20 protein-coding genes are annotated in these 24,723 nt (G+C 43.8%); 11 read left to right on the top strand and 9 right to left on the bottom strand.

What is annotated here, in order from left to right; all coding sequences use genetic code 11:
• Window positions 1-256: 256 nt before the first annotated feature.
• Window positions 257-877, bottom strand: coding sequence for an FKBP-type peptidyl-prolyl cis-trans isomerase (locus tag MHN09_RS08675; protein WP_014950800.1), 621 nt, complete (start codon window positions 875-877; stop codon window positions 257-259).
• A 233-nt stretch (window positions 878-1,110) separates the two neighbouring features.
• Here MHN09_RS08675 and ppc point away from each other — a divergent pair, with 233 nt between their 5' ends.
• Both ppc and MHN09_RS08665 read left to right on the top strand, forming a co-directional pair.
• On the top strand, window positions 1,111-3,732 hold the full coding sequence (gene ppc / locus MHN09_RS08670) for a phosphoenolpyruvate carboxylase (RefSeq protein ID WP_014977467.1): 2,622 nt from the start codon (window positions 1,111-1,113) through the stop codon (window positions 3,730-3,732).
• 486 nt (window positions 3,733-4,218) lie between these two features.
• The gene (locus tag MHN09_RS08665) at window positions 4,219-4,977 is read left to right on the top strand and encodes a DUF2071 domain-containing protein (RefSeq protein ID WP_239240200.1); all 759 of its coding nucleotides are present in this window, start codon (window positions 4,219-4,221) and stop codon (window positions 4,975-4,977) included.
• Window positions 4,978-5,250: 273 nt separating this feature from the next.
• Here the strand turns inward: MHN09_RS08665 and mdh are convergent, their stop codons facing one another.
• Window positions 5,251-6,189 (bottom strand): malate dehydrogenase, encoded by a 939-nt coding sequence (gene mdh / locus MHN09_RS08660; RefSeq protein ID WP_014950802.1) that lies wholly within the window; start codon window positions 6,187-6,189, stop codon window positions 5,251-5,253.
• A 237-nt stretch (window positions 6,190-6,426) separates the two neighbouring features.
• Between mdh and argR the strand changes: the two genes are divergently transcribed.
• Window positions 6,427-6,891, top strand: a complete 465-nt coding sequence (gene argR / locus MHN09_RS08655) for a transcriptional regulator ArgR (RefSeq protein WP_014950803.1) — start codon at window positions 6,427-6,429, stop codon at window positions 6,889-6,891.
• A gap of 65 nt (window positions 6,892-6,956) precedes the next feature.
• Here the strand turns inward: argR and MHN09_RS08650 are convergent, their stop codons facing one another.
• Together MHN09_RS08650 and MHN09_RS08645 are read right to left on the bottom strand one after the other, a co-directional pair.
• Window positions 6,957-7,640: a type 1 glutamine amidotransferase domain-containing protein gene (locus MHN09_RS08650; RefSeq protein ID WP_239220030.1), complete on the bottom strand. Its 684-nt coding sequence runs from the start codon at window positions 7,638-7,640 to the stop codon at window positions 6,957-6,959.
• Between the two features lie 186 nt (window positions 7,641-7,826).
• The gene (locus MHN09_RS08645) at window positions 7,827-10,994 is read right to left on the bottom strand and encodes a TonB-dependent receptor (protein WP_187447207.1); all 3,168 of its coding nucleotides are present in this window, start codon (window positions 10,992-10,994) and stop codon (window positions 7,827-7,829) included.
• Window positions 10,995-11,418: 424 nt separating this feature from the next.
• Between MHN09_RS08645 and MHN09_RS08640 the strand changes: the two genes are divergently transcribed.
• The 5 genes from MHN09_RS08640 (at window position 11,419) to MHN09_RS08620 (ending at window position 16,285) form a co-directional block, all read left to right on the top strand.
• The gene (locus tag MHN09_RS08640; protein WP_168463575.1) at window positions 11,419-12,273 is read left to right on the top strand and encodes a PhnD/SsuA/transferrin family substrate-binding protein; all 855 of its coding nucleotides are present in this window, start codon (window positions 11,419-11,421) and stop codon (window positions 12,271-12,273) included.
• Window positions 12,270-13,220 carry a hypothetical protein gene (locus tag MHN09_RS08635; protein WP_239240198.1) on the top strand — a complete coding sequence of 317 codons (951 nt, stop codon included), beginning with the start codon at window positions 12,270-12,272 and terminating at the stop codon, window positions 13,218-13,220. The genes MHN09_RS08640 and MHN09_RS08635 overlap by 4 nt, the downstream gene beginning before the upstream one ends.
• 208 nt (window positions 13,221-13,428) lie before the next feature.
• Window positions 13,429-14,052 carry a uridine kinase gene (gene udk / locus MHN09_RS08630; protein WP_014950808.1) on the top strand — a complete coding sequence of 208 codons (624 nt, stop codon included), beginning with the start codon at window positions 13,429-13,431 and terminating at the stop codon, window positions 14,050-14,052.
• A gap of 12 nt (window positions 14,053-14,064) precedes the next feature.
• Entirely contained in the window at window positions 14,065-15,276 is a 1,212-nt protein-coding gene (locus tag MHN09_RS08625) for a NupC/NupG family nucleoside CNT transporter (RefSeq protein ID WP_014950809.1), read from the top strand.
• A 169-nt stretch (window positions 15,277-15,445) separates the two neighbouring features.
• Window positions 15,446-16,285, top strand: a complete 840-nt coding sequence (locus MHN09_RS08620; protein ID WP_014950810.1) for a 2OG-Fe(II) oxygenase family protein — start codon at window positions 15,446-15,448, stop codon at window positions 16,283-16,285.
• 55 nt (window positions 16,286-16,340) lie between these two features.
• Here the strand turns inward: MHN09_RS08620 and MHN09_RS08615 are convergent, their stop codons facing one another.
• Window positions 16,341-17,495 (bottom strand): tetratricopeptide repeat protein, encoded by a 1,155-nt coding sequence (locus MHN09_RS08615; RefSeq protein ID WP_239240196.1) that lies wholly within the window; start codon window positions 17,493-17,495, stop codon window positions 16,341-16,343.
• Window positions 17,496-17,780: 285 nt separating this feature from the next.
• On the opposite strand from MHN09_RS08615, the gene MHN09_RS08610 reads away from it, so the two are divergent.
• From MHN09_RS08610 to MHN09_RS08600, 3 genes are all read left to right on the top strand, one after another.
• Window positions 17,781-18,287 carry a fasciclin domain-containing protein gene (locus MHN09_RS08610; protein ID WP_039228607.1) on the top strand — a complete coding sequence of 169 codons (507 nt, stop codon included), beginning with the start codon at window positions 17,781-17,783 and terminating at the stop codon, window positions 18,285-18,287.
• Between the two features lie 222 nt (window positions 18,288-18,509).
• Window positions 18,510-18,929 (top strand): MAPEG family protein, encoded by a 420-nt coding sequence (locus MHN09_RS08605; protein WP_014950813.1) that lies wholly within the window; start codon window positions 18,510-18,512, stop codon window positions 18,927-18,929.
• A gap of 134 nt (window positions 18,930-19,063) precedes the next feature.
• On the top strand, window positions 19,064-20,044 hold the full coding sequence (locus MHN09_RS08600) for a diguanylate cyclase (RefSeq protein ID WP_239240194.1): 981 nt from the start codon (window positions 19,064-19,066) through the stop codon (window positions 20,042-20,044).
• A gap of 32 nt (window positions 20,045-20,076) precedes the next feature.
• Here MHN09_RS08600 and MHN09_RS08595 read toward each other — a convergent pair whose 3' ends face one another.
• The 4 genes from MHN09_RS08595 to MHN09_RS08580 form a co-directional block, all read right to left on the bottom strand.
• Window positions 20,077-20,766 carry a 3'-5' exonuclease gene (locus tag MHN09_RS08595; protein ID WP_239240192.1) on the bottom strand — a complete coding sequence of 230 codons (690 nt, stop codon included), beginning with the start codon at window positions 20,764-20,766 and terminating at the stop codon, window positions 20,077-20,079.
• Between the two features lie 4 nt (window positions 20,767-20,770).
• Window positions 20,771-22,600: a putative nucleotidyltransferase substrate binding domain-containing protein gene (locus MHN09_RS08590; RefSeq protein WP_239240190.1), complete on the bottom strand. Its 1,830-nt coding sequence runs from the start codon at window positions 22,598-22,600 to the stop codon at window positions 20,771-20,773.
• A 98-nt stretch (window positions 22,601-22,698) separates the two neighbouring features.
• Window positions 22,699-24,405 (bottom strand): sodium:solute symporter family protein, encoded by a 1,707-nt coding sequence (locus MHN09_RS08585; protein ID WP_014980378.1) that lies wholly within the window; start codon window positions 24,403-24,405, stop codon window positions 22,699-22,701.
• A gap of 3 nt (window positions 24,406-24,408) precedes the next feature.
• Entirely contained in the window at window positions 24,409-24,675 is a 267-nt protein-coding gene (locus tag MHN09_RS08580; protein WP_014950817.1) for a DUF4212 domain-containing protein, read from the bottom strand.
• Window positions 24,676-24,723 lie beyond the last annotated feature (48 nt).

Raw genomic sequence — 24,723 nt, 5'->3', positions numbered from 1 at the left:
GCCACTGATAACAACTCGGAGCAGATGAAACCTAGCATATCGCAAACGCAAGGCGACACCAATGAAACAACGTGCCAAATTTAGGTTTGCTTTGTATTTACGAGAAAAGACAGAGAAGAAAAGAGATAGGAAAAAGAAACATTAGGCCATATCGCTAAATTTAACGAAGTGCGGGCTAATATTTAAAGTGCGATGAACTATGAATAAGAAGAGATGGAACACAGGTGTACAGAACTGCACACCTGTAAACAACACATTAACCTAGAACGTCTAGAAGCTCTACGTCAAAGATAAGCGTGCTGTATGGTGCAATAGCTGCACCCGCACCTTGCTCACCGTAAGCAAGATCATGTGGCACGTATAAACGGTACTTAGCACCTACTTTCATAAGTTGAAGTGCTTCAGTCCAACCTTTAATAACGCCGCCTACTGGGAATTCAGCTGGCTGGCCGCGCTCGTAAGAGCTGTCAAAAGTGGTACCGTTAATAAGTGTACCGTGGTAGTGAACACGTACAGTGCTAGCCGCAACTGGCGTTTCACCATCACCTTCAGCGATAACTTCATACTGAAGACCAGATTCAGTAACGGTTACTTCGTCACGCTTCGCATTCTCTTCAAGGTACTTTGTGCCTTCTTCAATAACCGCTTTGCTAGCTTCTTCTTTAGCCGCTTGCATACGCTTGTGAATTTCGCCGAACGCATCACGTAGTGTGTCGTTATCAACCTGAGGCGCTTGACCTGCGAAGGCGTCTTTTAGGCCAGCTACAACAGCGTCAATCGCTAGTCCATCAAACGGATTTGATTGTAATTGTTGACCCATTTGAAAACCAATGCCGTAACTTGCTTGGGTTTCTACTGTATTGAATGTATCAGTCACAAGAACTCCTGAAATTAAATTACAAATGCAGTACAAATTTCAAACAAAACGCGTAACGCGAGAATGTTTCTGCATTTTCCGGTGCAAGAGTGTATCACACCACAAAATATCTTGCTTTGAGCAATGTTAATTAGGGTGCAAAAGTATCAAAACGTTGTAAATTATAACCGAAAGTGGTTAGACAAGTCGCAAAGGACACAGTATGGTTAAGGCCATATATTTAGGAGGATAGCATGCAAACACACTATGATGCTGAACTGAAAGATACCGTTCGATACCTAGGTAAGACCCTTGGTGAAACAATCAAAAATCAATTAGGTCAAGAATGGCTAGACCGTATTGAAAAGATTCGTAAAGGCGGCCGAGCTTCTTATCAGGGAGACGCTACCTGTAGCGAAGAACTGAAAGAAACTTTCAAAACAATGTCTGACAGCGATTTGCTTACTGTTGGTCGTGCTTTCGCACAATTCTTGAACTTAGGCAATATTGCCGAGCAGGAATACAACGCGGCAATGAATGTCGATGCATCGATTGATGCTCTGTTTAAACACCTAGATAAAGCAGAATTGACAGCTGAAAAAGTTCAGGATGCGGTTGCAAAACTGAACATCGATCTTGTATTGACCGCGCACCCAACTGAGGTTACGCGCCGTACACTTATTCACAAACATAAAGAATTGGCGAACTGCCTGCAGGCCATCCACCAAGAATCGCTTAATGATGTTGAGCGTAAGAAAATCGAAACCCGCATTGCTGACCTTATTGCACAGGCTTGGCACACTGAAGAAATTCGTTCAGTACGTCCAACACCTGTTGATGAGGCACGCTGGGGCTTCTCTGTTATTGAAAACTCATTATGGGAAGCAGTGCCAGACTTTATGCGCGAGCTTGATGGTCGCCTAAATGAAGATTACGAAGTATCACTGCCACTAGATGCGTCTCCCGTTCAGTTTAGCTCTTGGATGGGCGGCGACAGAGACGGCAACCCATTTGTAACGTCAAAAGTGACTGAGCAAGTATTATTACTTGCTAGAAAACGTGCGGCCAAGCTTTTCGCGATTGATCTTGATCGCTTGCAAGTTGAGCTTTCAATGTACGACTGCAACGACGCGTTACGCGAAAAAGTCGGCGACGCCAACGAGCCGTACCGCGCCCTTCTTCGTCCACTTGTGGACAAGTTCATCGCAACCCGCGATGGCATTAGCGACTACTTAGCAGGTAAAAACCCAGATACTTCAAACTGGGTTGAAAGTGATGATGAGCTAATTGAACCACTGATGCTTTGCTACCAGTCACTGTTAGACTGCGGAATGCAAGTTGTAGCAAACGGTCTGCTGCTAGACACTATTCGTCGTGCTCGTGTATTTGGCATTCACCTTCTGCGCCTTGACGTGCGTCAGGACTCTGAGCGTCATGCAGACGTTTTCAGCGAACTAACACGCTACCTAGGTCTTGGTGATTATGCTCAGTGGAGCGAAGCCGACAAGCAAGCGTTCTTATTGCGCGAGCTTGGCTCAAAACGCCCGCTATTCCCTGCTCAATGGGATGCGTCTGATGACGTGAAAGAAGTGCTTGATACCTGTAAGGTAATTGCGAAGCACAGCAAACACGGTTTTGGTATCTATATTATCTCTATGGCCAGTGAGCCATCGGACGTTATGGCCGTTCAGCTGCTACTTCAAGAAAGTGGTGTAGATTGGCCAATGCCAGTGGCGCCATTGTTCGAAACGCTAGACGATTTGAACAACTCGCCTGACGTAATGCGTAAACTTCTGTCTATCGACTGGTATCGCGGTTACGTTAAAGGGCGTCAATTCGTTATGATTGGTTACTCAGATTCAGCCAAAGATGCAGGTGCACTTGCTGCGGGCTGGGCCCAATATCAATCACAAGAAGCCTTGGTTGCTATTGCTGATGAGTTTGACGTAAGCCTGACGCTATTCCACGGCCGTGGCGGTACAATTGGTCGTGGTGGCTTGCCAGCACATGCTGCCATTTACTCTCAGCCTCCTGGCTCGCTAGACGGCGGCTTCCGTGTAACTGAGCAAGGCGAAACTATTCGCTATAAATTCGGTATGCCTAAGCTGGCTAAACGCAGCCTAGGTATTTACGCCAGCGCCATAATTGAAGCCATGTTATTCCCGCCTCCGGCACCAAAAGAAGAATGGCGAGAGCTTATAACTGCAATGGCAGCCCAAGGTCGTGACAACTACCGTGCAACCGTGCGTCACGATAAAGAGTTCGTACCTTACTTCCGTGTTGCAACGCCAGAGCAAGAGTTAGGCAAACTCCCACTAGGTAGTCGTCCAGCGAAGCGTAAGCCACAAGGTGGTATTGAGAGCCTACGTGCGATTCCATGGATATTTGCCTGGGCACAAACCCGTTTGGTACTGCCAAGCTGGTTAGGCGTTATGCGCGCTATCGATAGCGTGAAGACACCGGAAAATGAAAAAGTGGTTAACGAGATGTTCAGCGAATGGCCGTTCTATCGTTCACGTCTTTCAATGCTGGACATGGTGTTCCATAAAGCCGATCCGCGTATCAGTGAAGCTTATGATGAGCGCTTGGTACCCAAAGAGCTTAAACACTTTGGAGAAGCATTGCGTAGCGAGCTTAAAGAAAGCATCTCGTCGCTGTTGGCTATAACCGGTGACGGCGACATCATGAAAAACGACCCGCAGGGTAAAGAGTCTATGGAGATCCGTGCAGGATATCTTCAGCCCCTTCATTACCTGCAAATTGAGCTTCTGGATCGTATCCGTAAAGCCGGTGACGATGCACAAAACACCAGCCTAGAGCGTGCCATGATGGTTACCATCGCGGGTATTGCAATTGGTATGCGTAATACGGGTTAAGTAAGCTAACCCTATAAACAAAAGAGGCCCGCTTCGTATCACGTAGCGGGCTTTTTTATTATTACTATGCGTATTAGCTAACCATGCTTTGCAATCGGTAAAGGGAAGTACATCGCCTTTAAGGGTTAATGCTTTTGGCAGTTGAGCGAATGCAGTGTCTGCTAATGGTTCGGTATTGCTTGTAGCCGCAACAGTCTGGCGTTAGAACACACGATTAAAAGAGCGATAGAAAGTAAAGTAATTCGTTTTAAAAGACTCATAACACATCCTTGTTGAATTCAAATAAAAAACAGTCAGAATGGGGGTGGTAAATAACTAAGACGTAAACGACTTAACAAAATACGGACCTGATTAGTAACAAAATTTGTCGTTGTGCATTGAATTAAGCAGCCATTAGCCAAACAGATTTGTGCTTTTAGACGAAAGCAAGCGTTACTCCTCTTCTTTCGACTCGTATCTATTAAATCAAGGAAGCTAGAAGACTATTTGATCGAAAGACCCAAACCGAGTGGAATTGACGTTTTATGTAGCCTACAGCATTTTGCAATTATTACTTACGCAGTGCCAGCTAAGCGATTTGAAGGAATTTTCCCCGAGAGGTTTCAACTCGACACTATTGAAATAAATGGTCAAGAGCTTGGGCTCATATCCGTAGTACCTTTTATCGACGTTGATTTCACTTCCGCCGTGTTCCCTTTCCCTAAATTTACGATGGGACAAACCAATTATCGCATTTACATCATCGATAAAGAAACGGGTGAGCGTTGTGTCTGGTTTCTTGGTACTACGCTAGATTCTTGGACGCTAGCCGTTCCCCGATACGTTTGGAACCTGCCGTGGCATTCGGGAAGGGTTAGTTTTGATTGTGAGCGAGACAAAGAGAGTGGTCTCTATAACAAGTATCGAATGAATACCATTTCTGATTGGGCCCCTGCGTCGGTAGAGTTAGTGCAAGGTGAAAGTGACAAGCTTAGTTTCCCGGGCTTTCCCGACGTAGAATCTGCTTTAGTTTATTTAACCCACCCTCTCGCAGGCTTTTATTATCGAAGTGATAACAAACTGGGGACTTATCGCGTCTGGCATAAAGAACTAGCTGTTAAACCCGCTAAACTTGTATCTGCGAGTTTCAAGCTTTTATCTGATCTCGACATTGTTAAGGAGTCAGAACAACATTCGCCTTACAGCGTCCTGATAGAACCCATCAATGAATTCACTATTTACTTGCCACCGACTGTCATTAAATAATGCGAAGAGCTTATAAGCTCCTGTACCACAAGGATGTCGCGACGCAGCCTGCAAAGATGCAACAAAAAAAGGCCGGATACGTAAGGTGGTAACAGAAACACTTATTTTTAGAGAAATGAGAGCTAATAAAATTTCATCTTGGTGCAAAGACTGGAAAGGCGATTGAAATGTAGGCTCTCCACCGCAGGGATGCGGTGGCGAAGCCTACATGGACGTATTCACGGCGGGCCTACGTTTTGATTGCCTTTTCAGGCTTCCCCGCCAATAGCGCTATTAGCCGTTTACGAAGTCAACGCCTAGCTTGATGTCGCCACGTAGGCCTTCAAGCATGTCGTTTTTCGCTTTTTCTTCGAATGCGCTTAGCTCGCCGTATGGCAAGATTTCTTCAACACCGTTTGCGCCTAGGCGAACTGGGTGTGCAAAGAATGCTGCGTCGTCGCTGTCGTCAGTTTGTACATAAGTGTACTCAACAACGTTCTCACCTTGCATTGCTGCAACTAGTGATAGACAGAAGCGTGCCGCTGCTTGACCCATTGATAGGGTTGCAGAGCCACCGCCCGCTTTAGCTTCAACAACTTCAGTACCCGCGTTTTGGATACGAGTAGTTAGGCTAGCAACTTCTTCGTCTGTGAACTCTACGCCTTCAACTTGTGAAAGTAGAGGAAGGATAGTTGTACCAGAGTGACCACCGATTACCGGTACGTGCACAGAAGATACGTCTACACCTTTAAGTTCAGCAACAAACGTTTCAGCACGGATAACGTCTAGTGTCGTTACACCAAAAAGCTTGTTCTTGTCATAAACGCCTTTTGCTTTAAGCGTTTCAGCTGCAATAGCAACAGTAGTGTTAACTGGGTTAGTGATGATACCAACACACGCGTTCGGGCAGTTATCAGCTACACCTTCAATTAGGTTTTTAACAATGCCGGCGTTGATGTTGAATAGATCAGAACGATCCATACCTGGCTTACGAGGCATACCCGCTGGAATTAGAACAACGTCTGCTCCAGTTAGTGCATCAGCTAGGTCATCTTTACCGTGACCGGTTACTTTTACCGCAGTGGGGATGTGGCTCAAATCAACGGCAACACCAGGAACAACTGGCGCTACGTCGTAAAGCGCTAAATCTGAACCTGCTGGCAATTGTGTTTTCAACAACAAAGACAGCGCCTGACCAATACCACCGGCAGCACCTAACACGGCTACTTTCATACCATTTCTCCTATGGGATTACTTCACGTATTTAAACGGAACGTCACACTAATGCAACGCGGGGGAAAACTCAATCACCGGATCGTCTTATTAACGTTATTTATGGCGATTTTATCTCGATATTCATTATCATGAATGATTATGCAAAGAAATTGCGCAAAGTCTACCTGTACGGCACAATATACGCATACTAAATATAATTCCTAACGATAACCCTCAAAAAAGAAAAGAGCGCTAATGGCAAACGCAAAACAAGAGCTACTCATCAAAGCTTTTAAAGAAATTCTTAAAGCAGAAAGTTACGGTTCACAGGGCGAAATTGTTGATGCATTAAAAGCACAAGGCTTCGACAACATCAGCCAATCTAAAATCTCTAGAATGCTAAGCAAATTCGGGGCGGTACGCACGCGAAATGCCCGAGGTGACATGGTGTATTGCTTGCCTCCAGAGCTAGGTATGCCTACGGCTAAAAGCCCTCTTAAACAGCTGGTACTGGATATCGTTCACAACAACGTAATGGTAATCATTAGAACCAGCCCTGGTGCTGCACAGCTTATTGCGCGCTTGCTTGACTCATTAAGTAAGAAAGACGGGGTTTTGGGCACCATTGCAGGTGACGACACTATTTTCATCGCGCCAGCGGATGTGTCTAGAATTGAAGAACTAAGACAACGTGTTGAAGACCTGTTTGAGAACGTTTAGGTAGCCACACTTTTAAAACGGTGCCCTCTCATTGAGGGCACTATATATTCTGCTGTTCGCTGACGCTAACTCAATAGCTTAATCAGCGCATCGGCTGCTGGTCGTGATGACGGCGGATTCTGTCCCGTCACCAGTAACCCGTCGGTACACACTTTTACAGCAAAATTGTCGGCGCTCTCATACTTACCGCCTTTTTTAACCAGTTCATCTTCAACCAGATAAGGCACTACGTCAGTAAGCTCCACCGCTGCTTCCTCGCTGTTCGAGAAACCGGTAACCGACTTCCCTTCGACCAAATATTTACCGTCAGGCGTTTTAACGTCTTTAAGTGCAATTGACGCGTGGCATACTGCCCCAACGGGTTTATTAGCTGCGATAAAGTCTTCGATTAGTTTTATCGAGTGCACATTGTCAGAAAGGTCCCACAACGGGCCGTGTCCCCCCGGATAGAACACCGCGTCAAACTCATCAGCACGCACGTCTTCGAGCGGAATCGTCGACGCTATAGCGTTACGTGCCAGATCATCTTTCGTATATCGCATAGCGTCATCGGTCATTGCATCGTCAACCAGACTATTAGGGTCGATAGGTACTTGCCCTCCCATGGGTGACGCCAACGTTATCGTATATCCTTGGTCTTTAAATGCGTAGTACGGCGCAGCAAACTCTTCCAACCACATGCCTGTCTTTTTGCCAGTATCACCCATAATTTCGTGAGATGTCATTACCATTAGCATATGTTTTGACATAAGCCCTCCTTTCGAGCATTTAAAAATTTGTCGTCAATCAGTTCGACTAATGTACGTATTCAGATCATTAAAAAAGTGGAGGATCGTTAGATTGCATGGTTATGAGATTAATGACGGGCATAAAAAAGTGCCACTTCCTGTTAAGGAGAGTGGCACCTAACACTACAATAGGTTCACACCATTGGATTAGAAGCTGTACTTAACACCAACTCGGATTTGCCATAATGATTGCTCATTAAAGAATCCATTTTGATTAGTGTTACCTTCAAAGAACTCGTTGTACGTATATGTACCATCGCTATTTAGCGATGCATCAAGTACAGGAGCTGAAACGAATGGACCAATTTTACGAACGCCCCAATCATCATTTAAGAAGTTACCAACGTTCTTAAGGATGAAGTATGCACTTGCGCGATGACCTTTCATGAAACCAGGAAGTTGCTGGTCAATACGGAAGTCAACTCGAGAATACCATTCAGCATTTTCAGAGTTACGCTCAAGGATTTCGCCGCGAGCAAAACCACCTTCATCGATGAATGAGTTGAATGCACCTAAGTCGAAGCCTTCTGCATACGTCACGTTTGGATCATCAACTTCTGGGATGTAAAGAAGTGCATTGTTTGTTCTAAACTGCGCGTCGCCGATCGTGATACCGTCAAAGGTGTACGAGAATGGACGACCTTGCTGGCGAGATCCGAATAGCGAGAAGCTTGTTTTGTAACCGTCAACAATTTCAGTCGAATAACGCAAGTTAAACGTAAAGCGATGTGGCACTTCGTAGTTCGAAGTTGCGATACCAGGGTTTAACGGGTCTGATGAAGCAAAGTTAGTAAAGTTCGAGAACGCTACTGAACTTGCCATTGGTGTAACGTCTTCAGAGCGGTTGTATGCATAACCGAATGAAGCATCTAAACCAAAGTCATATTCTTTTTGAACAGCAAAAGAGATAGTGGTCGACTTGCCATCTTCACGAGCATTGGTAAGTACTAAGTCACTCTTACGGAAGTTACGGAAAACAGCGTCACCATCGTCATTAGTTCCAACTTGAATATAGTCGTAGATAGGTCGACCGTCAGCTGCAAAAGTAACGTTTTCTGTGTCCCAACCAACATTTATGATTTGTGCACTATCTTGCTTCTTGTTGTGAAGAATATCTGCTTGGAATACATAATCGCTGTCTGTTACCCAAGTGAAACCAAGATTGAACTTCCATTCGCTAGGAATCTCAAAATCAGGGTCTACGGCATTCGTTGAAGGCTCATTACCCAAAGATGGATCTGCATCAGCAACTTCATCAAACATCTCTTGAAGTGGTGAGTAAATTAGGCGACCACCATTAACCAGCGGAACCGTGTTACCGTTCTCATCGAACAACTCAAAATCACTGCGATAAGTATCAATATTTGTAATACCGTCGTTAGAGAAAGAGTTTGATAGCCAAACGTTAGGGTTACCACCAGAGTATAGGCCTACACCACCACGTACTTCCATATTGTCATTCAATGTATAGTTGAAGCCAAAGCGAGGCTGCAATAAATCAATTCCATCGAATGTTGAAGTGTTGTCATAACCATAGCGTTGAGCAAATACTTCATTGCGCTTAGGCTTGTCATCACTGCTGTATTTGTCATAACGAAGACCGAACAACAAAGTTAGGTCATCAAGGATCCACTCGTCTTGAACATAAAGCGTGTTCGTTTCATAAGAGAATCGTTGCGCTGCGTCCTGAGGATTATTTGTGCCAGCAGAGTTGTTGTAGTAGATGTCGTCAGCCAAACCAGCTTCAAAATCATCAATAGTTTCGAAACGGTATTCACCAATAGTATGTTGCATGAACAAGTTAAATGCTTCTAGCTCTTCATACTCATAACCGAATGTAATTGTATGGTTATCTAGGTAGTACGTACCAGCGAACTTGGCAGTTGTGCTATTCCAATCCATTTCGTTAGATTGACGAGAGTCATCTGGACCGAAAAAGACGTCTGCACCGTTTACTCTATCGATGCGAATTTCACCAAAACCACTGTCAGCATCTAGTGAGTTTTGACGGTTGGTAAGCTTGATTCGACCTAAGCGAACTTCGGTAGAGAAGTCGTCGGTCCAGTCTGAGTACAATGAAGCAACTGTTGAATTAAGCTTTGCACCTACTTCGTAGAAATGGCTATCTAAAGAAAGAGCTGTCGAGTAGTCATCAGATTGGTCGATTCTAAAGCCATCGTTATAGTTATAAACTAATGATGCACGGTGAGCGTCGTTGATGTTCCAATCAAGCTTAACAAGTACTTTCTCGTCTTCCACAGGCATTGAGCCAGGCGTACCGCCGATATCGTAATCGTAAACACGTGACGCAATTTCACGAATGCGATCGATATCTTGTTGTGATACTTGGTTACCTAGAGGGCCGTAAGAGAAGATTTGAGCGCCTTCAAGTTTTTCATAAGCACCAAAGAAGAAAAGTTCATCTTTGATTAGTGGAAGACCAACGTTTACACCGTAGCGCTTTTCAGTAAAGTCGCCTGTATCAACGTCTGTATCTTCTACTTTATCACCCATTAATGAATCACTAGTGTAATCATAGAAAGCACTACCGTGAACTTCATTTGTACCCGATTTTGTAACTGCGTTGATGTTACACGCCGTAAAACCACCGTATTGCACGTCAAATGGTGCAAGCTCAACGGTTACTTGGTCAATTGCATCGAAAGAGAATGGCATTCTAACAGTCGGATAACCATTTTGGTTCAAACCGAAACTGTCGTTCATACGAACACCATCAACAGTTAGTGCACTAAAACGTGGGTTACCACCACCACAGATGATCGCCTCTTCGCCGTCGCTTTCAGAAATACTAATACGAGGATCTACACGAACGATATCTTTTAGGTCACGGTTTGCAGAAGGAGCAGACTCTAAATCTTCAAGATTGAATGTTGACGCAGGACTTTTTTGACCGAATACGTCGTACCCCATTTGAGAAGCTGTAACTTGAATTCTTTCAACGTCAGCTTCGTCAGTTAGCGCTAAATTAAGAACTAAAGGCTCACCTAGTTGCAAATAAACATCACTTATGACTTTATCATCAAACTTATCTGAATCAAATTCAACAGTATAAGGACCACCTACGCGTAGACCTTGAGAGCTAAATTGCCCTGCGTTGTTAACTTGAACGGTTTTTCTGGCGCCAGTGGGGACGTGGGTAATAATAACTGTAGTTCCTGCTGCTGGAGCTCCTGCTGGACCAACTAGGCTACCTTTAATTGATGAAGACGTTTCTTGCGCCATTACAGCGGTAGACAACCCGATGGACAGCGCAACAGCAGCCGCAATACGGCTGAATTTAGCTGGAGAGTTCATGTGTGTGTTTCCCTTTTTGTTTAAAATTCTTTTTTATGGACTTGCGCAGGGCGTTGTCCCTATCAAGACCACTTACTATTCTAGTACCACGAAGAATTGTTATCGAGATTCATGTCAAATTTATTACAGTTTTACATTTTTGTTTAACACCAATTGCCCGACGCTAGTGACTTTGTAAAAAATTACTTGACCATGTAGTCAAGTTAACTTACTTGTTATTGTTGTTGTCTATCTGCAGCAATTGGACAGTGCTATTCTTGGCAGATGTGCGACTAATAAACAGCGTTTAATAAAAATCAGATTTACCTATAAAAATAAACTATATTTCAATAGCTTAACGATTTAAAATAAATTTACCTATTGCAATAAATAACCTTAACTGATGAAATCCCCACATAAATCGTTAATTCATTTGGTCGTTTTTTTGGCGAATTTTAGAATTGTTGCCTCCGGAAAGTGGATATTATTTGTCATCGTCGCTATCGCGTGCGGTACTTTTAGCTATTTACAAAAAAACAATGTTTATAGTGACATCACCCCACAAACTGGTCAATTTTTATACTGCAAAACTAAATTAAGTGCGAATAGCGACATTTTTTCAGTGTATGTTACCGACGGTCGCATTGCTGAAATGGCAAGAGATAGATTGTGCGCTGACAGCACAATAAAGAAGCAATTCGGCGAAGTAAAAATTATCATCGGTCAAAGCGACTATGACACGTTTCGCTACATCAACCACGGCGTTGTTGACCTTGCATTAGTGAAAAAGAACGTGGTCGACGCGTTTGGCGCTGACCAAATATATGGGCTGTCTAAAGTGGCATCGCACCCTAATTACAGCGCCTTTTTCATTGCGTTACGCGAACGCCCGCAATTAAGTAAAGAATACTTGCTCGGTAAAAAAATTGGTTTATTAGATTACCCAAGTAGTCGCTCAGGCCACATTGTACCCAAAACTATCCTACAAAATTTAGGGTTAAGCGACACAAACGTATCAATTGTATATTACAGTTCCCATCAAGAGCTTCGCAGAGCACTGTTAGCAGGTGATGTTGACATTATTTCGTCTTATTGGGCTGAAGATGACAGTGATCGCTTTTCAAGAAATTACGCAACACCGTTACAAGAAAGCATAGGTGGAATGCAGTGGTACCTGAAAATGCAGACACAAAACACCGATTTGTTCTGTGCTATGCAGTCTGTTGTACATGAAATAGCAATGGCTCGCCCGCGACCATATTACAAAAATATTACACTTGAAGCGGGGTGTAACAAATGATCAAACCTAAGTTCAAATCGCCTGCATGCATAACGTTAAACTGGGCACTGCTATTTCTGTGCTTACAGACTATCGCGCTGATTGGCCAGTACTTTTCATTTAAGGCTGATATTCATGAAGCGCAAGATAAAGTCGAACGTCGTATAAGCCTAGACAGCGCATTTCTAGATGTGGGCAATGTAACGCTTAATACGCCGGTCAATCAGCATGCTATCTATAGCTATTTAGATAGATTAAATAGCGAACTAACCAAAGAAGGCTATCCTATTTTAGTGAGCCATATTCAGGAAATCAGCGTTCAATCTCAAGATTTCACACAATACCCTAACGTGACATCTACCTTACTGATAAATGCAGAGCAACGTATTGTACTTGAAATGCGCAGTAAGTCGTCATGGAGTGGAGTAGGATTTAGTTTTATAGCATTGCTCTGCTCACTTTTACTACTTCCAGTATTTTCTATTGCAACGAAAAAGCGTAAGAAAGTGTCGGCTGTTGAAGAAGAATTGCTGCCGCCAACACCGAAGCTCATTATTAATCTCAAAGATAAAACACTTTCAAACGGTGTTGATGACAAGGTAGTTGCACTACAGAATAAGCCATTATGTTTCTATACTGCTTTAGTTAAGTTTTGTATTGAGTACCCCAATCAGCCGCTTCCTCCGCATAAAGATGTACCACATGAACTTATGATTCTTGCTAACAAGAGCTTTGGTAGACTGATTGAACTTGGGCATACTAAACGCAAAAGGCCAGACTTCAACGCGAATTTAGACAAAACCTTGAGCGAGATCCGTGCAGCCCTTGATGAAGTGTTTGCCGGATTCACTGAAGAAAAAGAAACCTACTACCCGCCCAGAGCGCAAGGTGAGGGCTCTCGCTCGAAGCAGCATTCGTATGCATTACCGAGTATTAAGGATGACGATATAGAGATAATTGGTAACTAGCGATATTTTGACTTGTTCAGTTAAAAACTGACCACTTGGAGAACTTTTTGGTATTTTTTGCATGCTGACTAAACGCCCTGCAATACCTTGAAAATACGATAAAGTTCTAGCAAAGACCGATCCAAAAACCGAGAACTTGTGAATATAACATTGATTCGCGAGGCCTAAACGCGTATCTTTGCACCAACAAAATCAGCTTTATAGTACTATGCAATCGCCACTTATTATTGCCATTTCTGGAGCTTCTGGCTCTGGGAAGTCTCTTTTTACAAAAAATTTGTTTAACGGCTTCAGTGCTCAAGGCCGCCCTGTTCAAGTGCTGCGCGAAGATCACTACTACCGTGCGCAAGATCATCTTCCCATGGAGCAACGTGAGAAGAACAACTATGATCACCCGAATGCCTTTGAACATGAGCTTTTGAAAGCGCACTTGCAAGCATTGCGCGATGGTCAGCCTATTGACTATCCACATTACTGCTATAAAACGCATACGCGTTTGCCTGAAACTGAGCGTCTAAATCCTGCGCCAGTCATTATTCTTGAAGGTATCATGCTACTTGCTCGTACTGATCTACTTCCTTTGTACGACGTGAAGATCTTCATTGATACTCCTCTTGATATTTGTTTGATGCGCAGAATGATGCGCGACCTAAAAGAACGCGGTCGTAGTATTGAATCTGTGGCAAAACAGTACGAAGAAACTGTTAAGCCTATGTATCATCAATTTATCGAACCTAGCCGCTTCACTGCCGACGTAGTAGTGACGCAAGGTGGCAAAAACCAAATTGCATTAGATGTGATCAAATCACACATTCAGCAAGCGCTTCTTTAAGGGAACATTACTATGGTGAGTTTACTGGGCATTGCAGTCCTTCTGGGTATTGCCTTCGCGTTATCATCGGCGAAACGCAATATAAATTGGCGCACCGTTGGTGGCGCATTTGCTATTCAAGCATCCGTTGGCGCGTTTGTCCTGTATTCTGAACCTGGTAAAGAAGTATTGTTGAGCGCGACGCGTTTTGTCGCCAACATCATTGCTTATAGCCAAGAAGGCATTAATTTCTTGTTCGGTCCTATTGGCGACAAGTCGATCGCGTTTATTTTTGCCTTTAACGTGCTTCCAGTTATCGTGTTTTTCTCTGCGCTTATTGCAGTTCTTTATCACCTCAAAGTAATGGGTTTGATCATCAAGGTTATCGGTGGCTTTTTACAGAAAGCGCTGGGAACTAGCCGACCTGAATCCATGTCTTCTGCTGCCAACATTTTTGTGGGCCAAACAGAAGCGCCTCTTGTGGTTCGCCCTTTTATTCCACACATGACGAGCTCTGAGCTATTTGCCATTATGGTGGGTGGTTTAGCGTCCATTGCTGGTTCAGTAATGGCGGGCTACGCTGGCATGGGGGTAGATCTTAAGTATTTGCTAGCAGCTAGCTTTATGGCTGCGCCAGGTGGCTTACTTATGGCAAAAATCATGTTGCCAGAAACCAGTAAGCCAAATGAAGATTTACATGACGTAGATGCGGAAGATACCGGCTACGCCAATGTATTTGATGCAGCCGCCAGTGGCGCTGCATCAGGCATGCAACTTGCGTTAAACGTAGGTGCAATGCTACTCGCTTTCATAGCACTTATTGCCATGTTTAACGGCCTTATTGGCTGGACAGCAGGATTATTTGGCTATGAAAACGTGACGTTTGAAGGGATCCTGGGTTATGTGCTTCAACCTCTTGCATGGGCAATCGGCGTACCATGGGAGGAAGCGCAACTTGCAGGCAGCTTTATTGGTCAGAAAATGGTAGTTAACGAATTTGTTGCCTACCTAAACTTCCTAGAGAACCAATCACAGCTATCTGAAGCATCTCAGGCCATTATCACCTTTGCACTTTGTGGTTTTGCAAACTTCTCTTCTATCGCTATTTTGATGGGTGGAATTGGTGCCATGGCACCAACACGCAGAAAAGAAATTGCGAGACTGGGGTTAAAAGCTGTTATTGCTGCAACGTTATCTAACTTAATGAGTGCCGCGCTAGCGGGCTTTTACCTCTCTCTTGGTTAAATTTCATTAATTTGGACCAGTTGGTCAAGATTTTACTAGACTAACTGGTCAGGTTTCTGTAAATTACGCGCAAATTCCTCGCGAGGTTGATTTATGTCAATTTCTGCGACTTTTTTCTGTAGCCCGTCTACCTTTATAATGCCGCAGTCAAAATATACGGGATAAAGTTATGCAATTAGTTGCTGTTGATTACCAAGCGGAAAACGCACAAGAAGAATTCGTGAAGTCACTTCGCGAGACAGGGTTCGGTGTTTTAAAAAATCACCCTATCCAACAGTCATTAGTTCAAGGTATTTACGACAATTGGCAGGGCTTCTTCGACAGTGAAGAGAAGAACGATTACCTGTACAACAAGGGTAAACAAGACGGATTTTTCCCTCAGAGCGTATCTGAGGTAGCCAAAGGCTTTACGAAAAAAGACATTAAAGAGTATTACCACTTCTATCCGTGGGGTCAGTGTCCAGAAGCGCTACACCCGCAGATTTCCCAGTACTATGGGGAAGCAAACACACTAGCGAAAGAGCTATTGGGTTGGATAGAAAAACATTCTCCTTCAGAGGTGAGCGATAAGTACAGTCAACCGCTGGGTGACATGATCAAAGATTCTGATCAAACCTTGCTACGTATACTGCACTACCCACCACTAAAAGGTGATGAAGAAGTAGACGCAATTCGCGCAGCTGCTCACGAAGATATTAATTTGATTACTATCTTGCCTGCAGCCAACGAGCCTGGATTGCAAGTACAAGCTAAAGACGGTAGTTGGATTGAAGTTCCGTGTGATTTCGGGAACTTGATTGTGAATATTGGCGACATGCTTCAAGAAGCGTCTGGCGGATACTTCCCATCAACTACGCATAGGGTTGTAAACCCAGATGGTGCTGACATGACGAAATCTCGTATTTCATTGCCGCTGTTCTTACACCCTAGACCAGATGTTGTTCTTTCAGAACGTCATACCGCAGGGTCATACCTGCAAGAGCGCCTTCGTGAGCTGGGCGTTATATAAATTAAGTTCCTTTTGTAGTGTTATTCTTTTGCCGCAGCTAGTCTGCGGCTTTTTTTTAACTGCTTGCTAACGTTGCCAGTTTTGACGAATAGCGTTGCTTTTCTTGCTCATTGGGCGAATACCTGACCGCTCGCTCTAGATAACGTTGAGCTTCACTTACATCACCTAACTCGTGATAGGCCTTTGCCATCCCAAATAGAATCTCATGGCGCGCGTTATCAAGTCTTAGTCCTCTTTCGTAATGAACTATTGCCAATGCAATATCACCTGCCTCAAGTGCCTGTTCTCCTAATATGTAGTGGTAATATGGATTATGCTTCCGCTTAGCTTCTACCATTTGGGTTATTTTTAAAGCCTCGTCATCTCTATCTTGATAAGTGTAAAGAATGGATAAATTTTCCCATGCGGTTAAGTTTTCTTCATTTAGCGATAGTGCGTGTTTGTATGTCATTTCAGCCTGCTCATATTCATCCACCATTCTATAAAGCACACCTAAGTTCACCCAGCTCTGCTGAAGTTCGGGAGCGACTTTTGCTGCTGCACGAAAATAGCTATAAGCCCGAGTGTAGCTGTTCGCCACTAAGGCATCCGCTCCTTTGTTGTTGTAATACATTGCTATTACTTTGTTTTTGGAAACGGCATTTCTTGGGAAGTAATTTCGCAGCATTTGTGGATCAAAATCAACGTCTGCCCACGTTCCTCCCACAGCTGCAACAGGACTTTCATTTGGCAATGAGAGTCGAAGGTTAATGTGCCCATTCAGTAAGCTATACCCTTCTCGTCGTGTCCAGTATTCCGGAATTTCCACCTCGTAAAATGTTGCATTGAGTCCAACGTGTTCTGCCAAAGCGTACGTCATAATAGAAAGAGACAGACAGTTCGCGGCTCGGTTATTAAATGTTGTATTTGCCGTTGTATTTGCGCTGTTACGATAAAGCATCCCATGATCAGAATGATCGAAAATTGCTTTTACTAACCCTTTTACATTCTTTTGCAGGATACTTTTTTCGTAAACTGCCCTTTCGGCAAAAAACTGTGCGTCTTCGTCTAAGTAAAAAATTTCATCTGAAGACTCTACGGGAAATAACGTATAGGAAGGAAAGAGACTGTCATTTAACAAAGTGGGCGCAGCTTTTACATGCTGATTATCAGTAGATTGGCAAGCGGCAAGCACTATGCATAACAAAGGAACAGCGAGTCGAGCATTCATAATAGGCACCTTTCTTATTTACTCGATAGATTAAGTATAGCAGTGCGCCATGAATTTACATTTTATTTACAACTCACTTTAAAGCTCGTTCAACGCATAATTTTACTCGCTTCATTAGGTGCTCATACATTGCGACTTGGCATTACACAAAGTTAATCATCAAATTTCCCTGAAGTGCCGTAACAATTCTCAATTCAGTAGCTTTCAGTGGCGTAGGTCAGTAGTTGGCGAAACGTAGGATGTTGAATTTCACTTAACGTAATGTAATAGGAAAAAGGAAAGAGTATGAAAAAGTTAATTAGTGCGTTCTTTTTAGTTGTATTGAGTGCCTCAGCGGTTGCTGGCCATCATGCAAAGGATGGACATAAAGATATTGTCGACACCGCAGCAAGCAACGACATGTTCTCAACACTTGTCACCGCAGTTAAGTCTGCAGACTTGGTCACTACACTAAAGGGAGATGGGCCATTCACTGTATTCGCTCCCACCGATGAAGCTTTTGCTGCACTGCCGGCAGGCACCATCGAAATGCTATTGAAACCTGAGAATAAACAAACCCTTGTTAAAATTCTCACTTATCACGTAGTAACGGGTAAAGTCACAGCAAAAGATGTAGCTGGGCTATCTGATGCCACTACCGTCGAAGGAAGCAAGGTAATGGTCTCAACTGATATGAATAAGGTTATGATAAACGACGCAAATGTGATCAAAGCCGACATCATGACGAGTAACGGTGTTATTCACGTGATCGATACCGTGTTGCTTCCAAACGATGTTAAGGCAGCGCTGTAATCCCTCTTGCAAAGAAAAGCGCTGAAAACGAAAGCACTAAAACTTGGTGCTTTCGTTCATCGATTTATGCATGTGCTTCGATCTCTTCAACAAGTCTCGGCGTAGAAACATTAAACGGTTAGTTGGTCACGGGCATGTTTAACATACGCATGTTTAAACAGGCCTTCGTTGTCATCTAACCAGTCGTCTGAATCCATTCAAGGAATAAAGAAAGGAGTTCACGTGTTCACAGTCTACACATATAGTATTGCGGGCCTTTTGCTTATAAGCTTTACCGTTTTCGTGCAAAACATCGTTGCCGCTATCGCTCACAGAAAACAGTCTCGCTATATTCCAGGGAAAGTCAGCGAGGAATTGAGTCATGATAGTTTCGTATTCAGAAGCCACAGAACATTTCACAATTCGCTCGAAAATATTCATCAGTTTACGCTCCCAGCTCTTCTTTGCATTTTTCTTGGCGCATCAACCAGCATACTTGCAGCACTTGTTTGGATTTACGCGCTAAGTCGCATCATTCATATGGGACTGTATTACGCAATCGCTACAGAAAAAAATCCAAGCCCAAGAAGCTATTTTTATATGATAGGCACGCTGTGTACCTTCGGCGTATTTGGTCTTGCAGTGTTTAATTTGTTTTCCTAGAAACGATATAAAGTAAGAAGATAAGAGTGAAATTGAACCAAATGGTTAAATATTAAACTTTTGGTTAATCCACATTTTCTAAAATTAGGCGTACTCTTGAACCTGAACACTCACCTTTGTGTTTAGGAGTACTTGTGTATATTGAACAAGTTGGCGACCGAACTTTAGCAGATTGCAAAGTACTGATTGTCGACGACCAAGCCAGCAGCAGACTTGTTCTGGAAACTTTACTTGAAGACACAGTCGCCTGCGCCTCTGTGGGCTCAGGTAAAGAAGCAATTGAATATTGCAAGTACCATACGCCTGACCTAATCCTCATGGATGTTTCAATGCCCGAAATAGACGGGCATCAGACCACCGCATTGTTAAGAAAAAAGCCGTTGTGTGCTCACATTCCTATTATTTTCGTGACCTCTTCGTCAAGTGATGAAGAGGAGTCGAGATGTTGGGAATCTGGCTGCGTTGACTTTGTGGTGAAGCCGGTAAACGCTTGTACCCTACGCAACCGTGTAAAATCACATATCAATCACAAGCTTAGAAACGATTTGCTCGAAAAGCTTATCTATGTAGATAAGTTAACAGGTGCCTACAATCGCCACTATTTAGACGACTATTTACCCCGTTTAGTGAGAGATGGGTTGCGTAACGTTACTCCTCTCTCCTTGGTCATTTTTGATGTTGATCACTTTAAACTGTTCAATGATATGTATGGTCATATAGATGGCGATGGCTGTTTGTGGAAGGTCAGTAAAACGATCAACGACGCCCTACTTCGACCCATGGACAAATTAGTGAGAATTGGCGGTGAAGAGTTTTTGGTTATTCTGCCTAATACCGATGTAGACGGCGCGAAGGCTGTCACTGAGCGCTTATTGCGAACGGTTTATGACCTGAATATTCCTCATGCAGCATCTGAGTATGAACGCGTTACGCTAAGTGCTGGCTTAGCCGTCAAGCATGCTGATGACAATAAAACTATCGACTACGTCATGTTAGAAGCAGACAAAAATCTGTATGTGGCCAAAACCTCTGGGCGAAATCAACTCGTGGCGCCGACAGCAGTAAGCGCTGGCAAAATAAAAGCACCGAGTCATCCCACAAAACTTAAGGCCTAAGTGCTATAGCTAGAATTGCCTTGTCTTCGACGCTAGTGCAGTACTCCCAGCCTAAAACGGCCAACAGCATTCGTATGAGCCAAAGACTCGAGTGAATTCTCCAAAGTAATTCCCAATTCATTTAGCTGGGCGTAAAACAACTGCATTGTCGCTAGCGCGTCATCTAGTGCGTTGTGTTCAGGAAACGCGGGTAAGTCTAACCGTTGCCTACAAACCGTTAGCGTTGCACTATTACTCGGTAGCACCTGATGTTGTTTGTTTAACTGATAAAGTGCGAGCTGAAGCGTATCAATATAGAGCACTTCCAACTGCGGTAATCCACACCGTTTGAAGGCACTATCAAGCGCCATCAAATCTAATCGCGCATTGTGAAAAATTAGAACATGTGTCTTCAGTAGTGGTAGCAATGAATTGATGGCGTCTGCTAAGCCTTCGCCTTGTTGCAAAATATCTAAGGTCAATCCGTGTATTACAGGGCTTTGTCCTAAGTCCGCTGACGTATTAATAACGTGATAGCCACTGGAGGAAAGCGTAATTTTTCCAGCTGAACCACTTACATAACCAATCGATGTAATTTGAGTTGTCACAGGGTCTAACGATGTGAGTTCTAAATCAACAGACGCCAAAGGGGTGTCGCCCAACGTTTTATCACGTAATGACTTTCTGAATTGACGCTTCCCAAACAGTACCGATGCACAGGCTTCGATTATTCGCGTTATCATGGGGTTAACTTACGCCGCCAGAGAACTTCATAACCATTGCTTGATTGGTTCGTTCTATAGCCTTGAATGCGGCTTTTAGCTGATGCTTTTCTATCGATGATAAACTTGAAACCGACACACGATTGTCCGTTACTTTATTTTCCAACTGATGACGCCAACGCAAACGATTTAAGAACAGCCAAATATCACGTAGGTTAGTCGCATCTCTTTTTGAGAGCTGTGAATTTTCCGATAGCGCGTCTAACCGGGCAAGTGTATTAGGCAACGTCACGCCATCAGCTAGCGCGTATATGCGGGCGATATTGTTAATTAAGGCCACGGCTCGGGTTTTAAGGTCGATAACGTCCTTCTCTTTACGGCCTTTTTCATAAATGAACTTTTGAAACATGGAAAGCGGAACCGATATTTCGTTACTATTTCTCGTAAGCGCTGCTAAGAACATATTTTGCTTCATCAAGGGGGCTCTTTGACGCTGCAACTGCTTAAATAAACTTATATCCCCGGCTGCGCAGCGAACATCAAGAAAAATATTAAAGTGCATAATCGCATCTTTAGTTGGTGCTTTTACCCATCGCTTAGCTTCTTCAATGGCTTCTTCAAGCGAGAGTCTAAGCTTAGGATTGCTCGCCATAATATTACCATCGCACAGTTTAATGCCGCATTTGGCCAAACCGTTGCACACATAATCAGCCATTTTTGCGAAATATTCTGCTTGCGCTTCGCTTGGCCGCTCAGCAAGAAGCAGTCCATTGTCTTGATCCGAACCCATCGTCTGATCTTCTCTTGCCTGTGAGCCATAAACAAGCCACGCAAACATCATGGGTGCTTTACCGTTAGCCTGTTGGAAAAAGCCAATAAGCTTTCTTGTCATAATATCGGTAGCTTGAGACAAAATTTTGCCAGCAATGTCATAGTCCCCCGCTTTTTTCGCATGAGCAGAGAAATAATGCGGTAACTGCCAGGATAGCCGTGTTAATTCGTAAAGGTTCTCCGCTTTGCTTAGCTCTCCAATTATAAAAAGAACGTTACCACGCTGATGACGAATAATATCGCTGGCTGTCACCATACCCAATGGCACAAGGGTTTGCTGGTCGATAACGGGTAGGTGATGGATGTTCCTTTCGGTCATAAGCGCCAAGGCATCAAATAGCGTTCTATTTCCCATAATCTGCGCAGGATTAGGCGTCATTATATGGCTGACTGGAAGATGAATATCGAGAGAGGCGGCAACCACTCTTGAACGTAAGTCTCGGTCGGTGATAATGCCAATAAGCTTATCTTCTCGTGTAACCAGTAATGACGATACCTTTTGAGTTGTCATAAGCTGCGCCGCAGCTGTAATTGAGGTTTCTACGTCCACCGACACGGGAGACTTATTAATAACATCCTCAAGCCCTTTATAAAGCCACATGGAGTTGCTATCGGAAATAGCATGGTTTTGAAGGGCATTATTGCGCAGCCCATCAAAAAAATTTCGAATTGCTGGCAGTTCAAATAACGGGGTAACAGCAGATGCTTCAAAACAGTAAACCAGACCTGGACTGTCTACACTGATGCTTAATGAAAAATTACGTTTTTCCATTATATTGGTGTAGCCGAAATAGTCGCCCTCACTTAAATGGCGTAAAGGGGCATCTGAATCTTGGACGGAAAACTGTCCATTTTGAATAAGAAAAAGCGACGATTTACCCTTTTGCAGGTCGCCCACATTATCCGCTGTTAGGTAAATCAATTCAGTATGTTTTACTAGCTCAAGCTTTTGCTCTTTATCCAGCATGTCAAAAGGTGCTGAAGTGTTGAGAAAGTCTTCAACTTGTTTAGCCATCGCAGTCATAGGGAATGTCCAGTTCACAAAAAGAAAAAACCAACCTACTCACTTTCGCCAGTAGATTGGTTTTATTTTGCTAAAGCCTATCTTAAGGCAACATTAGTTTAGTGCGCTGATGCTTCACCCGCTCCTTTAGGATAACGAATGCTTTCAACCAGTTCTTGGATTTCTTCTGGCGCTTCATCTGTTGCTTTGAACACAAGGAAAGCCACAATGAAGTTCACCATCATACCTAAGGTACCAATACCTTCAGGAGAAATACCAAACCACCAGTTGTCAGGCGTATTGGCCGCTGGGTTTACAAATTTGAAGTAAATAATGTAAGCCGCAGTGAAGGCAATACCTGAAATCATACCAGCAATAGCACCTTTATCGTTCATGCGCTTGCTGAAGATACCCATAATAATTGCCGGGAAGAAACTCGACGCCGCTAAGCCGAAGGCAAATGCCACCACCTGTGCAACAAAGCCTGGCGGATTGATACCGAAGTAACCTGCTATAACAATGGCCACCCCAGCAGCAAGTCGCGCATACATGAGCTCGGCTTTATCGGTTATGTTTGGCATAAAGTTTCGTTTCAGTAAATCATGGGACACAGAGGTTGAAATAACCAGCAGCAAGCCTGCGGACGTTGACAATGCTGCTGCCACACCACCCGCTGCAACGAGTGCAATAACCCACGCAGGTAAGTTCGCAATTTCAGGGTTAGCCAATACCATGATATCGCGGTCGACTTTCATTTCGTTGCGCTCGTCACCCGAATAGAACATCTTGCCATCACCGTTCTTATCTTCATATGAGATAAGGCCAGTTTGTTCCCAGTTTTTAATCCACGACGGCGCTTCTTCATAGCTTGTTCCCGTCATTTCAGGTCCATTAATGGTTTCGATCATATTCACACGGGCAAACGCTGCTAGTGACGGTGCTGTGGTATATAGAATTGCGATAAACGCTAGTGCATAGCCTGCAGATTTACGCGCATCGTGAACTTTAGGCACAGTGAAGAAGCGAACGATTACGTGTGGAAGACCCGCTGTACCTACCATTAACGCAAAGGTGATAAAGAATACATCAATGGTACTTTTTGTTCCTGAGGTGTATTCGTTAAAGCCTAACTCGACAGATAAATTATCGAGTTTCTGCAGCATATGCACCCCCGAACCGTCTGCTAAGGTTGCACCAAAGCCGGTTTGCGGCAGGATATGTCCTGTTACCATCATAGAGATAAATACCGCAGGTACAATGTAGGCGAAAATCATTACACAATACTGTGCAACTTGCGTGTAAGTAATGCCTTTCATACCGCCAAGTACGGTGTAGAAGAACACGATAACCATACCGATAACCACGCCAGACACAATATCAACCTCTAAGAAGCGGCTGAATACCACACCTACGCCACGCATTTGACCTGCAACGTATGTAAAGCAAACGAAGATTGCACAAAATACAGCAACCGTACGCGCGGTTTGTGAGTAGTAACGATCCCCAATGAAGTCAGGTACCGTGAATTTGCCAAATTTACGTAAATAGGGAGCTAAACAAAGCGCAAGTAGAACATAACCACCTGTCCACCCCATTAGATATACTGCACCGTCATACCCCATAAATGAGATAAGACCCGCCATTGAAATGAACGAGGCTGCCGACATCCAATCTGCTGCCGTTGCCATCCCATTCATAACGGGAGGTACGCCGCCACCTGCAACGTAAAAATCGTTAGTTGAGCCTGCGCGAGCCCAAATAGCGATGGCGATATAAAGCGCAAACGATGCGCCAACGATAATAAACGTTAAAGTTTGAACGTCCATGATTTACTCCTCATCTACGCCGTAGCGTTTGTCCATGGCGTTCATCTTCGCCATGTAGACAAAGATTAATGCAACAAATACGTAAATTGCGCCCTGCTGCGCAAACCAGAAGCCTAATTTAAAGCCAAAAAATTGGATTTCATTTAAGATATCGACAAAAATAATGCCGGCACCGAATGATACGATAAACCAAACGACTAAAAGCTTGGCGAGAAGAGCGAGATTCTCCCTCCAATACGCTTTTTTGTCCTCTTCGTTTCTAAATGCCATTGTTTCACCCTCATGTCAGGTTAATTGATTGTTATGATTTTACATATT

Origin of the sequence: Alteromonas sp. MmMcT2-5, assembly GCF_022348315.1 — a bacterium.
In the GTDB taxonomy this organism is placed as follows: domain Bacteria; phylum Pseudomonadota; class Gammaproteobacteria; order Enterobacterales; family Alteromonadaceae; genus Alteromonas; species Alteromonas macleodii.
The sequence above is the reverse complement of the archived record's forward strand: the minus strand, read 5'-3'. Positions and strand labels throughout refer to the sequence as shown.

Bases quoted from the DNA above. Each gene is read 5' to 3' on its own strand.
- mdh (WP_014950802.1), bottom strand. From the start codon at position 6,189: ATGAAAGTAGCCGTGTTAGGTGCTGCCGGTGGTATTGGTCAGGCGCTG.
- argR (WP_014950803.1), top strand. From the start codon at position 6,427: ATGGCAAACGCAAAACAAGAGCTACTCATCAAAGCTTTTAAAGAAATT.
- MHN09_RS08610 (WP_039228607.1), top strand. From the start codon at position 17,781: ATGAAAAAGTTAATTAGTGCGTTCTTTTTAGTTGTATTGAGTGCCTCA.
- MHN09_RS08615 (WP_239240196.1), bottom strand. From the start codon at position 17,495: ATGAATGCTCGACTCGCTGTTCCTTTGTTATGCATAGTGCTTGCCGCT.
- MHN09_RS08590 (WP_239240190.1), bottom strand. From the start codon at position 22,600: ATGACTGCGATGGCTAAACAAGTTGAAGACTTTCTCAACACTTCAGCA.
- ppc (WP_014977467.1), top strand. From the start codon at position 1,111: ATGCAAACACACTATGATGCTGAACTGAAAGATACCGTTCGATACCTA.
- MHN09_RS08635 (WP_239240198.1), top strand. From the start codon at position 12,270: ATGATCAAACCTAAGTTCAAATCGCCTGCATGCATAACGTTAAACTGG.
- MHN09_RS08650 (WP_239220030.1), bottom strand. From the start codon at position 7,640: ATGTCAAAACATATGCTAATGGTAATGACATCTCACGAAATTATGGGT.
- MHN09_RS08595 (WP_239240192.1), bottom strand. From the start codon at position 20,766: ATGATAACGCGAATAATCGAAGCCTGTGCATCGGTACTGTTTGGGAAG.
- MHN09_RS08580 (WP_014950817.1), bottom strand. From the start codon at position 24,675: ATGGCATTTAGAAACGAAGAGGACAAAAAAGCGTATTGGAGGGAGAAT.
- MHN09_RS08625 (WP_014950809.1), top strand. From the start codon at position 14,065: ATGGTGAGTTTACTGGGCATTGCAGTCCTTCTGGGTATTGCCTTCGCG.
- MHN09_RS08645 (WP_187447207.1), bottom strand. From the start codon at position 10,994: ATGAACTCTCCAGCTAAATTCAGCCGTATTGCGGCTGCTGTTGCGCTG.
- udk (WP_014950808.1), top strand. From the start codon at position 13,429: ATGCAATCGCCACTTATTATTGCCATTTCTGGAGCTTCTGGCTCTGGG.
- MHN09_RS08585 (WP_014980378.1), bottom strand. From the start codon at position 24,405: ATGGACGTTCAAACTTTAACGTTTATTATCGTTGGCGCATCGTTTGCG.
- MHN09_RS08620 (WP_014950810.1), top strand. From the start codon at position 15,446: ATGCAATTAGTTGCTGTTGATTACCAAGCGGAAAACGCACAAGAAGAA.